Here is a 13,147-nt window from a genome sequence, read left to right as displayed (position 1 = left end):
GAGGCGAGGGTGTCTTTTCTGCCGGGAAAAACAACTCGCTTCGCTCAGACATTTTTTCCCGGCAGAAAAGACACCCCCACCCCGTGGCCGATCTAACTCTCAGGGCCACCGATCGGCAGCCCAGCCTATCGGCATTTACAGCTGCAAAGACCGGATTTCCAAAAACTCCTCCAGTCCCCACTTGCCAAATTCGCGGCCGATACCGGAATGGCCGAAGCCGCCAAACGGTGCCATCGGGTTGAACGCACCACCGTTCACGAATACCTGACCAGTGCGCAGCTTGCTGGCAATTTTCTTGGCCTTGGCGTCGTCGCCGGACCAGACTGCACCGGATAGCCCGTACTGGGTGCCGTTGGCGATTTTCACCGCTTCGGCTTCGTCGTTGTATGGGATCACGCACAGCACCGGCCCGAAAATTTCCTCCTGGGCGATGCGGCTGTCCGGTTTTACGTTGCCGAAGACGGTCGCCTTGACGAAGTAACCTTTCTCGCATCCCTCGGGCGCTTCCGGCCCACCGGCGATGAGCTTGGCGCCTTCCTGGATACCCAGTTTGATGTAGTCGATCACCTTGTCACGCTGCTGGGCAGACGACAGCGGGCCCAACCGTGTGGTTTCTTCCAGCGGGTTACCCGGGGTCATTTTAGCCACGGCAGCGGCGGCCAGTTCACAGGCCTCGTCGTGCTTGTCGGCCGGAACCAACATGCGGGTGAGCGCGGTGCAGGTCTGGCCGGAGTTCAGCAGGCAGTTGTTGATGGTACCTTTAACAGCAGCCGCCAGGTCGGCGTCCGGGAGGATCACGGAGGCGGATTTGCCGCCCATCTCCAGGGCGAAGCGTTTGAAGTCATCGGCTGCGGCGTGGGCAATCAGGTTGCCGGTGCGGGTGGAGCCGGTGAAGGACACCATGCGCACATCCGGATGCTTGATCAGGGTATCACCCACGGTATGACCATAGCCGCACACCATGTTGAACACGCCCTTGGGCAGGTCGGTGCCATCGAGGATCTCGGCAAGGATAAACGCCGTCTGGGGAGCGATCTCCGAAGGCTTGAGCACCACGGTGCAACCGGCCGCAATCGCAGGAACGATTTTCAGGATCACCTGGTGCAGCGGGTAGTTCCAGGGGGTAATGCAACCAACCACACCGACCGGCGCATATTGCACCTCGGAGTTGCCCGACTGTTCGGTGAACGGGAAGTCGGGCAGCAGCTTCAGGTAACTCTTGGTCACCGCAGCCGGCATACCAGCCTGGATCGGCGTGGCCAGTTTGATGGGCATGCCCACTTCCCGGCAGACGGTCTCGGCGATTTCCGGCGCGCGCTCTTTCAGGCCCGCGTGCAGCTGTTCCAGCACCTTGATCCGTTCTTCCAGGGTGCTTTCCGACCAGCTTTCAAACGCCGCATCGGCGGCGGCAATGGCCTGTTCCATCTCATCCGCGCCGGCGGCGGGAACGCGGGCAATCACGTCACCGGTGCCAGCTTCGTGAACGTCGATCATGTCACCGGCCCAGCTAACCCATTGGCCGTTGATGTAGTTCCTGTTCAGCTCGTTCATGCTTCCCCCTTCATTCAAATACGATAACGCCTCGAGCGTTCTTGCCTGCCACCATATCATCGAACGCCTGTGCGGCTTCTTCTATGGGGTAGGTCCGGGTAACCAGTTCATCCAGCTTGAGTTTACGAGCCTTGTAAAGACCCAGGATCCTGGGAAAATCGTGCTGCGGCCTTGCCGAACCCAGCCAGCTGCCTTTCAAGGTTCGCTCGTCCGCCGGCAGGGTGAGGGTGGTCAGCGAAGTCTTGTCCTTCGGATCTGCCACACCCACGACCACGGCGGTACCGCCACGGCCCAGACTCTTGTAGGCCTGTTCCACCACCGGCCCGGCACCGACGCATTCGAAGGCGTAGTCAACGCCGCCGGTCATTTTCTTCACAGCCTTGGCGGCGTCCTCCACCTCGTTAATATTCACGGTGTGGGTGGCACCAAACTCTTTCGCCATCGCCAGCTTGGCGGGGTTGCTGTCCACCGCCACGATCATCTCGGCGCCGGCGGTCACACAGCCCTGGATGGCGTTGAGGCCAACGCCACCGATGCCAAACACGGCGGCTCGGGAGCCGGGCTCCAGCTTTGCCGTATTGAAGACAGCGCCGACACCGGTCATCACAGCGCAACCCACCAGGGCGGCGTTCTGCATCGGCACGGTTTCATCCACTTTTACGCAGTTGTCGACGTGCATGGTGGCGAACTCGGCCATCACGCCGCAGGCGCCGAAGACGTTCAGGGGCTCGCCGTCCGCGCCTTTGGTTCTGACCGTGCCATCCGGCAGGTTGAACATGGCCTTGCGGGCGTTCTCACAGAGCACCGGGCGGCCACGAACACACTGGCTGCATTTGCCGCACATGGATATGAAGGTACTCACCACATGGTCGCCTTCCTTGAAGGCCGTGACGCCCTCACCGACTTCGACAACCACGCCGGCGGCTTCGTGCCCCAATACAAGGGGAGGCGGGTAGGGAATCTTACCCGTGGTGGCGGACAGATCGCTGTGGCAAACGCCGCAGGCCGCGATCTTGATGGTGATTTCATCCCGCTTGGGGCCTTCTACCGTGATGGTTTCCACCTGAACAGGCTGCCCCCATTCCCGGCAGACGACGGCTTTTGCTTGTCTGTCCATGCATTTCCCCTTTTGGTCAACAAGGGGTCAAAAGAAAGCATTCTTCTGACCCCGATCTCATACCGGCCGGCTTCAAATCACCTCGAATAGGCCAGCAGCACCCTGGCCACCGCCGATGCACATGGTGATCACCACGTATTTCGCCCCACGGCGCTTGCCCTCGATCAGGGCGTGGCCTGTCTGGCGGGCACCGGTAACACCAAATGGGTGGCCGATGGAAATTGAGCCGCCGTTCACGTTCAGCTTCTCCATGGGAATGCCCAGGCGGTCACGACAGTAAATCACCTGGGACGCGAAGGCTTCGTTCAGCTCCCACAGATCAATGTCGTCCATGGTCAGACCATTGCGCTCAAGCAGGCGCGGAATCGCATACACCGGGCCGATGCCCATCTCATCCGGCTCACATCCCGCCACAGCGAAGCCACGGAAAATACCCATGGGTTCAATGTTGTGCTTCTCGGCATAAGTGCTGTTCATCACCGTGCACACGGAGGCGCCGTCCGACAGCTGGCTGGCGTTGCCCGCCGTGATGAACTGCTCCGGACCACGCACCGGCTCCAGACCCGCCAGGCCCTCAAGGGTCGTATTCGGGCGATTACACTCGTCACCTTTCAGGGTCACCTGCTTTTCACTGACCTCACCGGTTTCCTTGTCCTTGACCAGCATGGTGGCATCGAAAGGCACGATCTCATCATCAAACTTGCCCGCCTGCTGGGCCGCCGCCGTGCGCTGCTGGGAAATCAGCGAATACTCATCCTGGGCTTCACGGCTGACGTTGTAGCGCTTGGCGACAATATCCGCCGTCTCAATCATCGAAAGGTACAGCTCGGGCTTGTTCTTCATCAGCCACTCATTGGTGGCGTGGAAGCTGTTGATCTTCTCGTTCTGCACCAGGGAAATGGACTCAACGCCCCCGGCCACCATGGCGGGTACTTTTTCGGACACCACCCGCTGTGCCGCCAGGGCAATGGACTGCAACCCCGAGCTGCAGAACCGGTTGATGGAGAACCCGGCAGTGGTCACCGGAAGACCGGCGCGGATGGCCGCCAGACGGGCAATATTCCGGCCCTGGGCGCCCTCCTGGTAGGCCGCGCCCATGATCACATCCTCAACAATAGACGGATCAATACCTGCGCGCTCAACAGCATGCTTGATAACGTGACCTGCCATATCCACGCTGTGTGTGTTGTTCAAAGAGCCCCGGTAGGATTTCGCAAGGCCGGTGCGCGCGGTGGAGACGATTACTGCATCAGACATAACAATGCCCTCAATTTTTGAAACATGTAGGTCGGGTTAGCCTAAACACTCAGCTAAGCCGGTCGTGGGGCGGGGTGTCTTTTCCGCCGGGAAAAGATGTCTGAGCAAAGCGAGTTGCTTTTCCCAAAGGAAAAGACACCCCGCCCTGCGACCCGCCCGCCAAGTTACAGGTCAGCGAACTTACGGCCTTCAGCAACCAGCTTCTCGAGCAGAGCCGCCGGCTCCCACTGCTCGCCACCAACGGTATCCTGGTACTTCTTAACCGCTGAAAGAATCGTATCCAGACCTTCCTGATCGGCCCAGAACATGGGGCCACCGCGATAGGCCGGGAAGCCATAGCCGTAGATCCAGACAATGTCGATATCCAGAGGACGATCGGCGATGCCTTCCTCCAGGATCTTCGCGCCCTCATTGATCATCACATACACGCAGCGCTCGAGGATTTCCTGATCGGTGATCTCCCGGGGCGTAATCCCCTGTTCCTTGCGGAACTGCTCGATCAGCTGCTCCACTTCCGGGTCGGGAATCGGCTTGCGGCTGCCTTCCTCATACTTGTATACACCTGCCTGGGTCTTCTGACCAAGGCGGCCCTGTTCGGCAAGCTTATCCATCCAGCTGGCGGGAATGTCTTCGCCAGCCTTGCGGCGCTCTTCGCGAATCCGGTAACCCACATCAATCCCGGCAAGATCGGACATCGCGAACTGGCCCATGGGGAAACCGAGATCGGTCAGCACCTTGTCGACCTGCTGCGGGGTGGCGCCCTCGTCCACCAGGGACATGGCCTCGGTGCCGCGCTTGTGGAGCATCCGGTTGCCGACAAAGCCGTAGCAGTTACCCACCATGACGCCCACTTTCTTGATCTTCTTGGCAACCGCCATCACCGTGGCTTTGACCTCGTCGGAGGTCTTGCTGCCACGCACGTTCTCCAGAAGCTTCATCACATTGGCCGGGCTGAAGAAGTGCATGCCCACCACGTCTTCCGGTCGCTTGGTGGCAGACGCAATCTCGTCGATATCCAGGGTTGAGGTATTGGACGCCAGAATCGCACCCGGCTTGCAGACCTCATCGAGCTTGGCAAAGATTTCTTTCTTGATGGCCATGTTCTCGAACACCGCCTCGATGACCAGATCAACGTCCCGGAAATCGTCGTAGGTCAGGCTCGGGGTGATCAGCGCCATCCGATGTTCCACCTGCTCCTGGGTCAATTTGCCCTTCTTCGCGGAGTTCTCATAGTTGCGACGAATGATAGCCAGGCCCTTGTCGAGGGCCTCCTGTTTGACCTCGACGATGGTGACCGGAATACCCACGTTGACGAAGTTCATGGCAATACCGCCACCCATGGTGCCGGCACCAATTATGCCAACGCTCTTCACGTCACGAACCGGCGTATCCTTCGGCAGTCCCTTGACCTTGGAGACTTCACGCTCCCCAAAGAACGAATGGATCAGACCGGCGCGCTGGGGCGACTCCATGCATTCCATGAACAGTTCCCGCTCGCGCTTCATGCCTTCGTCGAAAGGCAGATTGAACGCCGCTTCCACAGCGTCGACACACTTGAACGGGGAGAAAAGACCCCGGGCCCGCTTCTTCAGCTCGTCACGGAACTGGTCGAAGACATCGCTGCCCTTGTCAGCCTCGATCTTGTCGGTGATATCGCGAACACGACGCACCGGCTTGCCTTCATCGACTACTTTCTGCGCGTAGGCCATGCCGATAGCGCGGATATTGTCGCCTTCTTCCACGGCATCGAGAATGCCCAGGGCCAGAGCATCCTTGGCACCGACAAATTCACCGGTGGTGATCATTTCCAGTGCTTTCTGAGCACCGGTCAGGCGCGGAAGCCGCTGGGTACCGCCGGCGCCGGGCAGCAGGCCCAGCTTCACTTCCGGCAGACCCACCTTGGCACTGCTCACCGCAACCCGGTAGTGACAGCTCAGAGCGGTTTCCAGACCACCACCCAGAGCCGTTCCGTGGATCGCGGCAACCAGCGGTTTGTCGCTGTTTTCAAAGGTGTTGACCAGTGTCGGCAAGGTGGGCTCCTGCATGGGCTTGCCGAATTCACGAATGTCGGCGCCGGCAATGAACGTGCGCCCTTCGCAAACCAGCAGAAGCGCCTTGGCCTCGGCATCTTTCTGGCCCTGCTCCAGGGCTGCGAGCAGACCAGAACGAACAGCCTGGCCGAGGGCGTTTACCGGCGGGTAATTCACGGTAATAACGCCGATGTTGCCTTCCCGGTTATAGCTAACGACCTCAGACATGATTTCTCCTCGCATTCTTTCTGAAATATGGTTTTAACTAGCGAAACATGCGTACGATTTAATACAAGTTCTTTGGTGGTTTCAACCACCCATTAAACTACAGGCACAAAAAAACCGCAGGGGTTCTTCTGCGGTTTCTTGGTTTGGAGTTTGTCGGGAGGTGGCGAGTAGGCCCTACAGAAACACGCTGTGAATACATCCTTGTACGCTCGGCTCCGCCATCCATGGCTCCGCACGGTTTCTGTAGGGCCTACTCGCTACCTCCCTTCGTTACTTCACGGCTGTTATCAAACACCCAAAGATTCTATATCGCCTGCCAGCATGGCCAGCTGGTGGGCAATGGAACCCCGAAGCTTTTCCGCCGGCACCAGATAGGACGGCGCAGCGCAGGTCAGGGCCATGATGGTGCCATCCTGCAAGTGAATGGGCACGCCAGCAGAGTTGATGTTCCGGTCCCATTCGCCAATGGACAGGCAAAAGCCGTGCTCCTTGTAGTCCTTCATGGCCTGGTCGAGGCCCTGCTTCTTCTCTGGCCAGGCATCACCATATTTCGCGGCCATGGCGTCGTCGATCACCAGGCGGGCCTTGTCGCTGACGGCGCAGTAGTAGGCGCGGCCGGCGGAGGTACTGGCCATCGGCAGTTTCAGGCCGATATCCATGCGCAACAGGGAGGCTTCCGGTGGCAGACGGTTTTCCACGTAGATCATGTGCAACCGGTCCCGGCAGGTGAGGCCAACGGACATGTTGGTCTGGCGGGCGAACTCGTCCATGTAGGGCTTGGCCAGCTGACGCACCTTGAGATTGGACACGTAGGCATAGCCAAGCGCCAGCACCCCGGAGCTCAGCTGGTATTTCTCCAGTTGGGTGTTGTAGCTGAGGTATCCCAGCTTGGTGAGGGTATAGGTCATCCGCGACACGGTCGGCTTGGGCAATCCGGTGATACGGGCAATGTCCTGGTTTCCCAGGATGACAGGACCCTGGCTGAAGGCCCGGAGCACGTCCAGGCCGCGGGACAGGGCCTCGACAAACTTGCGGTCTTTTTCCGGCTTCACGGGCTCACCGTCAGTGGATGCCACTTTCAGTTCGGGTGAGATCTGCTTCTTTCCTGCCATAATGGGACGTCCTCCAACCGCGTCGCCCGCTCCGGTAACCGGTGTATTAATATGGTGAATAACAAAGGATTCATGATTTTAATCGCTGCAGAAATCAAGTACCAGAAAGTCTTTTCAAAATCCGCACCAAATATGAAACACTTATCAATTATGTTTCAAAATCAGAATCGCATGGCGGTATCGAATACCGACTTTCAACGTTTTCGCGGATACCTTATTCTGCATTGCAAAACAAATTAGCAGCCAATGAACCCCGTGGCGACCCCCGGAGGCAAAATGAAAATTCTATTTGTGGCAGGCGACCCCAAACCAGAACGCTGGACGGTACCGATCCTGGAGCAATTACCGGACGCCGAGGTTTATGTCTGGAACCCAAACGGCCCAGCCATCGATGCGGATTACGCCATTGTCTGGCAACCGCCCGAGGCGCTGTTCGAACGGGAAAAGCATCTCAAGGCGGTATTCAATCTCGGGGCGGGCATTGATGGCCTGCTCAAAGTGCCCAACCTGCCGGCCGACCTTCCGGTGGTGCGCCTGGAGGATGCCGGCATGTCGGCGCAGATGGCAGAGTACGTGCTGCACCAGTTGCTGGAGGCAAGCCGCGAGATGGAAACCTATCGGGAGCAGCAACGCCAGGGTATCTGGAAGATCCATCGCCCGATCAAACGCAGCGAATGGCCGGTGGGTGTCATGGGACTTGGCCACATTGGTAAGCGTGTGGCCCGCACTCTGTCCAATCTGGATTATCGGGTGAGCGGCTGGGCCCGCGGGGACCATAGCCTGGAAGGAGTCAATACCTACGCCGGTCCGGATCAGCTCGGCGACTTTCTGAAAACCACCCGGGTTCTGGTCAACACCCTGCCGCTGACTGATGAGACCCGGAACATCATCGACTATGAATTACTTAGCCAGCTCCAGCCGGGCGCCGTACTGATCAACGTTGGCCGGGGTGAACACCTGGTTGAGGAAGATCTGCTTCGGACGCTGGACGAGGGCAAACTGTTGCGCGCCTCGCTCGACGTGTTCCGGAAGGAACCGTTACCGGAGGAGCACCCATTCTGGCAACGAAAAGAAATCACCATCACCCCACATATCTCGGCCCGGACCCTGAGGGACGCCACCATTGAGCAGATCACCCGCAAGATTCGGGATCACGCCGAGGGCCGCGCCATTTCCGGCATTGTAGATACTGACCGGGGTTACTGAGCTCTGGCACCAGAACACAACGGCACCGGCCACGCCCGCTCGTCAGGCAAGGCCGGGTGCCAGCCATGCCACCAGCGCTGTCAGCACCAGCAGCACCGGGAGCGCAATCAGCACGAACAGTCCGTTCCAGCGGAACGCCACCACCCATCGTGAGATCTGCCCGAAGCGGGCCAGCAACATCACCGAGGGGCCAAAAGGCGACAGCATCATGGCGAGGGAGAAGCCGATAACCAGTGCCACGGCGACCGGCAAAAGCTCCATCCCTTCGGCCACCAACTGGGGCAGCAAACCAGCCTGAACACTCAGGACCGTGATGGGAATGATCCCGATCATGGAGAACATGGGCATCATCAGCATACCAACAACGGCGACCAGGAACACGCCGCCACCAGTGGCGACAAGGCCGGCAAGCGCATCCGCTGGAATGACAGCAGACAGGGCCACTCCCAGGATGGCAGAGGCGGCAAAAATGGCCATTTCGTTCTGCATGGCCCATACCTGGCCCACACCCTCCTTCAAAACCGGCATGAGCGCCCGCTCCTGCCAGAGCATGTAAAGCAGCGTAACGGTGGGCACCGACAACATAGCCGCCACCGACACCTTGAAACCGGTCGTCGCCACCAGGCCCGCCATCACCGTGAATACCACCAGGATCAGCGCAAGCAGGCGCCCGGTGCCCGGCAACCAGCCTTCAACGGCGATGCGCTCACTGCTGACCTTGCGGAAGCGCCGCTGTTCCAGCACCCAGCCAATCAGCACCATCAGAAGCGCCGCAACCAGACCGAATGGCAGCAGCTGTGACCAGCTGAGTTGCGGCAGTTCGCGGGTAAGAATCGCCACCGCCACACTGGTGGGCGCCACCAGCGGCACCAGGGCAAAGCCCCTGAGGGCACTGATCAGAACGCTCCGTAACCACTGCAGGCGCGACTCGCCGCTGATACCGCGCTCACGCAGTGTTTCAGAGAGGCTTCCGCACAACAGGTTCATCATGCCAAAGCTCAGAACCGTGGCTACGCCACAACTGACCAGGGCGTACTTGGGATAAAGCAGTATGGGCTTTCCACCCAGCAGCACATCGTGAATCCGGCGCAGTACCTCGAACCGGCGCACAAGGCACTGCATCAAGCCCAGGCTACCCAGAAACGCGGAATAGAAGGCCGCGTCAGACGCCGCTTTCAGCAGTTGCCCGGCGTCGAGAGATCCGCGCCAGGCGAAGCCGCCAAGCACCAGCAGGGCGATTACCAGCAGTATCCGGGCGTACCCCTGCAGGCGACCGGCCCCAGCCAAAAAGGCAGATACAAACATACCCCCCGCTACAGCACTGAGCTCGCGGCTCTCCAGGCAAATGGCCACCAGCTCGACAACCACCGCCATGGACACCAACCACTGGAGCATGCCACTCAACACGGGGGCACCTGGTCAGGCTTGAACACCGCTTGCATTTCCATAACACCCGGATTAGTCTTTCGTAAGCAAATTACAAAACTGTGTTTCGCTTAATGAAACACCGTTGACACAAAGATAGCACAGATTGGCCCCTCGCCCCTAGCGCTGGGCTTTAACTATTCGCTTTCAGGAGAGTAAACAATGGCTTCCGCACCCTGGAATGACCTGCTGGGTTTCGACGCCCAACTGGACGAAACCGAGCGCCAGGTCCAAGACAGCATCCGCAGCTTCTGTGACGAGCAACTGATGCCCGGAATCACCGAGGCCAATCGACATGAAAAGTTCGATCGCTCTATCTTCAACCAGATGGGCGAACTCGGCATGCTGGGCGCGACCCTGCCGGAAGAATACGGTGGGCCGGGGCTAAACCATGTCTGCTACGGCCTGATTGCCCGGGAAGTGGAAAGGGTTGACTCGGCCTACCGCTCCGCCCTGAGCGTTCAGTCTTCTCTGGTGATGTACCCGATCTATTCCTACGGCAAGGAAGCGATGAAAAAACGCATCCTGCCCAAACTGGCCTCCGGCGAATACGTCGGCTGCTTTGGCCTGACTGAACCTGATCACGGTTCCGATCCAGGCGGCATGGAAACCCGGGCCAAGAAAGTGGACGGAGGCTACCTGCTGAGTGGCTCCAAAACCTGGATCACCAACTCCCCGATTGCCGATGTTTGCGTAGTCTGGGCCAAACTGGACGGCAAGGTGAACGGTTTTGTGATCGAGCGCGAAGGCGCCAAAGGCCTTGACACCCCAAAGATTGAGGGCAAATTTTCCCTGCGCGCATCGGAAACCGGCTCCATCTTTATGGACGAGGTGTTCGTTCCGGAAGAGAACCACCTTGAGGTGGAGGGACTGAAAGGACCGTTCAGCTGCCTTAACAAGGCCCGTTTTGGCATCAGCTGGGGCTCGCTGGGCGCCGCTGAGTTCTGCTGGCACGCGGCCCGCAACTACACGCTGGAGCGCAAGCAGTTTGGCAAGCCCCTGGCCGCCAACCAACTGATCCAGAAAAAACTGGTGGATATGCAGACCGAGATCACCATCGGCCTTCAGTCGGTTCTGCAACTGGGCCGCATGATGGATGCCGGCACGGCAACGCCGGATGCAATTTCGCTGCTCAAGCGCAACAACTGCGGCAAAGCCCTGGACATCGCCCGGGTTGCCAGGGACATGCACGGCGGCAACGGCATTTCCGACGAGTACCACGTGATCCGCCACGTGATGAACCTCGAAGCCGTAAATACCTATGAAGGTACGCACGATGTCCACGCCCTGATTCTGGGGCGGGGCCAGACCGGTATTCCGGCTTTCAGTTGATCTCGCCCGGTTAACCCCCAAACGAAAACGGCCCCTCAAAATGAGGGGCCGTTCTGCATCACGCTCTGGCGAACCTAATCGATCTCGACCAGAACTTCTCCGGGCACCACACGATCACCCTTGGCAATAAACACGCCGGAAACCTTTCCGGCCGTGGTCGCCTTTACTTCGGTTTCCATCTTCATGGCCTCGATGATCAGCACCGGATCGCCGGCCTGAACCTCGTCACCTTCCTTCACCAGCACATCCACGATGTTGCCGGGCATGCTTGTGGTTACATGACCTTCCTTGGTGGCGGTGGCCCGGCCACCACTGGACCGCGCACCCTCGCCGTCTTCGCCCAGCGAAGCCAGGTGGATTTCCTCCGGCACCCCATCGACGGTCATGTAGAAACGACGCTCATTCTCACCGGAGGGGTTGGCGCCGGTGACGTGGATATCGTAGCTCTCACCATGAACCGTGATCTTGAATTTGCTGGAGACCGAGCCGCCAGAAGAACCGGTGGGAATCGGCTCCAGGGGCTCCGGCTGCAGCGTGCCGTCACGCCGCTGCTCAAGATACGCCTTGGCCTGATCCGGGAACATGGCGTACGTGAGCACGTCCTCTTCGCTGGTGGCCAGATCGCCCACCTGTTTGCGCAGCTCGTCCAGCTCCCGGGGGATCAGGTTAGCCGGGCGCTCTTCAATAAGATCTTCCTTGCCGACGGCGCGCTGCTGGAGTGCCGTGTCGACCGCGGCAGGCGCCTTGCCGTACCAGCCCTGGAGGTACTTCTTCACCTCGTTCGTGATGGACTCGTAGCGCTTGCCGGCAAGCACGTTGATCACCGCCTGGGTACCCACAATCTGGGAGGTGGGTGTTACCAGCGGCGGGTAACCAAGATCCTTTCGAACCCGCGGAATTTCCTCGAATACGTCCTGGATGCGATCCAGCGCGCCCTGCTCCTTCAACTGGTTGGCGAGATTGGACATCATGCCACCGGGCACCTGGGACAGGAGCACCGAGGTATCAACACCGTTATAGGCACTCTCGAACTGGTGATACTTCTTGCGCACTTCCCGGAAATGGCGCGTGGCCTTGTCCAGCAGCTCCAGGTTCAGCCCGGTCTCCAGACCGGCATCGTGCAGCGCCGCCACCAGTGATTCCGTGGGCGGATGACTGGTGCCGCCGGCAAAGGCCGACAGCGCGGTATCAATATGGTCAACGCCTGCTTCCATGGCCGCCCACTGACACATGGGCGCCATGCCCGAGGTGGCGTGGGAGTGCAGGAAAACGGGCAGATTGAGGGTCTGCTTCAGCTTACCGACCAGCTCAGCGGTTACCGCCGGCGTCAGCAGCCCTGCCATGTCCTTGATCGCGATGCTGTCCGCGCCCATGTCAGCCATGGCCCTGGCCTGCTCCAGATAGGCATCAGTGCCATGTACCGGACTCACGGTGTAGCAGATGGTGCCCTGTGCATGCTTGCCAGCCTTCTTGACCGCCTTGATGCTGGTTTCGAGATTGCGCACATCGTTCAGGGCATCAAAAATGCGGAACACATCCATGCCATTTTCGGCAGCCTTGGCCACGAATGCCTCAACCACGTCATCGCCATAATGGCGATAGCCCAGCAGGTTCTGGCCGCGCAGCAACATCTGCAGGCGGGTATTGGGCAGGGCCTTTCTCAGGGTCCGCAGGCGCTCCCAGGGATCTTCCTTCAGGAAACGCACACAGGCGTCAAACGTGGCACCCCCCCAGCACTCCAGGGACCAGTAGCCGGCCTGGTCCAGCCACTCGCAGGCCGGAAGCATGTCTTCCGTGCGCATCCGGGTGGCGATCAGAGATTGGTGGGCGTCCCTGAGAATAACGTCGGTAATATGAATCTTGCGCTTGGTCATTGGGATCTCTCCGAT

Annotated in this window: 9 protein-coding genes; 2 read left to right on the top strand and 7 right to left on the bottom strand. The window is 59.4% G+C overall.

Features of this window, described 5'->3' with window-relative positions; all coding sequences use genetic code 11:
- Positions 1-135: 135 nt before the first annotated feature.
- The 5 genes from ACGK9W_RS17895 to ACGK9W_RS17875 all read right to left on the bottom strand — a co-directional run bounded on the left by ACGK9W_RS17895 (position 136) and on the right by ACGK9W_RS17875 (position 7,295).
- Complete coding sequence (locus ACGK9W_RS17895; RefSeq protein WP_008177061.1) at positions 136-1,551, bottom strand: aldehyde dehydrogenase family protein; 1,416 nt, start codon at positions 1,549-1,551, stop codon at positions 136-138.
- Between the two features lie 10 nt (positions 1,552-1,561).
- Positions 1,562-2,668 carry a zinc-binding dehydrogenase gene (locus ACGK9W_RS17890; protein WP_405417923.1) on the bottom strand — a complete coding sequence of 369 codons (1,107 nt, stop codon included), beginning with the start codon at positions 2,666-2,668 and terminating at the stop codon, positions 1,562-1,564.
- A gap of 72 nt (positions 2,669-2,740) precedes the next feature.
- Positions 2,741-3,925: an acetyl-CoA C-acyltransferase gene (locus ACGK9W_RS17885; RefSeq protein ID WP_273084630.1), complete on the bottom strand. Its 1,185-nt coding sequence runs from the start codon at positions 3,923-3,925 to the stop codon at positions 2,741-2,743.
- Between the two features lie 164 nt (positions 3,926-4,089).
- Positions 4,090-6,183, bottom strand: a complete 2,094-nt coding sequence (locus ACGK9W_RS17880; protein ID WP_405417921.1) for a 3-hydroxyacyl-CoA dehydrogenase NAD-binding domain-containing protein — start codon at positions 6,181-6,183, stop codon at positions 4,090-4,092.
- Positions 6,184-6,470: 287 nt separating this feature from the next.
- Positions 6,471-7,295 carry an IclR family transcriptional regulator gene (locus ACGK9W_RS17875; RefSeq protein ID WP_088826290.1) on the bottom strand — a complete coding sequence of 275 codons (825 nt, stop codon included), beginning with the start codon at positions 7,293-7,295 and terminating at the stop codon, positions 6,471-6,473.
- Positions 7,296-7,571: 276 nt separating this feature from the next.
- On the opposite strand from ACGK9W_RS17875, the gene ACGK9W_RS17870 reads away from it, so the two are divergent.
- Complete coding sequence (locus tag ACGK9W_RS17870) at positions 7,572-8,501, top strand: glyoxylate/hydroxypyruvate reductase A (RefSeq protein ID WP_053113652.1); 930 nt, start codon at positions 7,572-7,574, stop codon at positions 8,499-8,501.
- A gap of 42 nt (positions 8,502-8,543) precedes the next feature.
- On the opposite strand, the gene ACGK9W_RS17865 is transcribed toward ACGK9W_RS17870, so the two are convergent.
- The gene (locus ACGK9W_RS17865) at positions 8,544-9,896 is read right to left on the bottom strand and encodes a hypothetical protein (RefSeq protein WP_176443088.1); all 1,353 of its coding nucleotides are present in this window, start codon (positions 9,894-9,896) and stop codon (positions 8,544-8,546) included.
- 192 nt (positions 9,897-10,088) lie between these two features.
- Between ACGK9W_RS17865 and ACGK9W_RS17860 the strand changes: the two genes are divergently transcribed.
- On the top strand, positions 10,089-11,258 hold the full coding sequence (locus ACGK9W_RS17860) for an acyl-CoA dehydrogenase (RefSeq protein WP_273069118.1): 1,170 nt from the start codon (positions 10,089-10,091) through the stop codon (positions 11,256-11,258).
- Between the two features lie 74 nt (positions 11,259-11,332).
- Here the strand turns inward: ACGK9W_RS17860 and oadA are convergent, their stop codons facing one another.
- Entirely contained in the window at positions 11,333-13,132 is a 1,800-nt protein-coding gene (gene oadA / locus ACGK9W_RS17855) for a sodium-extruding oxaloacetate decarboxylase subunit alpha (RefSeq protein ID WP_092031332.1), read from the bottom strand.
- Between the last annotated feature and the right edge of the window lie 15 nt (positions 13,133-13,147).

Origin of the sequence: Marinobacter flavimaris, assembly GCF_045057155.1 — a bacterium.
Taxonomy (GTDB): domain Bacteria; phylum Pseudomonadota; class Gammaproteobacteria; order Pseudomonadales; family Oleiphilaceae; genus Marinobacter; species Marinobacter manganoxydans.
The sequence above is the reverse complement of the archived record's forward strand: the minus strand, read 5'-3'. Positions and strand labels throughout refer to the sequence as shown.

Bases quoted from the DNA above. Each gene is read 5' to 3' on its own strand.
- ACGK9W_RS17875 (WP_088826290.1), bottom strand. From the start codon at position 7,295: ATGGCAGGAAAGAAGCAGATCTCACCCGAACTGAAAGTGGCATCCACT.
- ACGK9W_RS17860 (WP_273069118.1), top strand. From the start codon at position 10,089: ATGGCTTCCGCACCCTGGAATGACCTGCTGGGTTTCGACGCCCAACTG.
- ACGK9W_RS17880 (WP_405417921.1), bottom strand. From the start codon at position 6,183: ATGTCTGAGGTCGTTAGCTATAACCGGGAAGGCAACATCGGCGTTATT.
- ACGK9W_RS17885 (WP_273084630.1), bottom strand. From the start codon at position 3,925: ATGTCTGATGCAGTAATCGTCTCCACCGCGCGCACCGGCCTTGCGAAA.
- ACGK9W_RS17890 (WP_405417923.1), bottom strand. From the start codon at position 2,668: ATGGACAGACAAGCAAAAGCCGTCGTCTGCCGGGAATGGGGGCAGCCT.
- ACGK9W_RS17865 (WP_176443088.1), bottom strand. From the start codon at position 9,896: ATGCTCCAGTGGTTGGTGTCCATGGCGGTGGTTGTCGAGCTGGTGGCC.
- ACGK9W_RS17895 (WP_008177061.1), bottom strand. From the start codon at position 1,551: ATGAACGAGCTGAACAGGAACTACATCAACGGCCAATGGGTTAGCTGG.
- ACGK9W_RS17870 (WP_053113652.1), top strand. From the start codon at position 7,572: ATGAAAATTCTATTTGTGGCAGGCGACCCCAAACCAGAACGCTGGACG.
- oadA (WP_092031332.1), bottom strand. From the start codon at position 13,132: ATGACCAAGCGCAAGATTCATATTACCGACGTTATTCTCAGGGACGCC.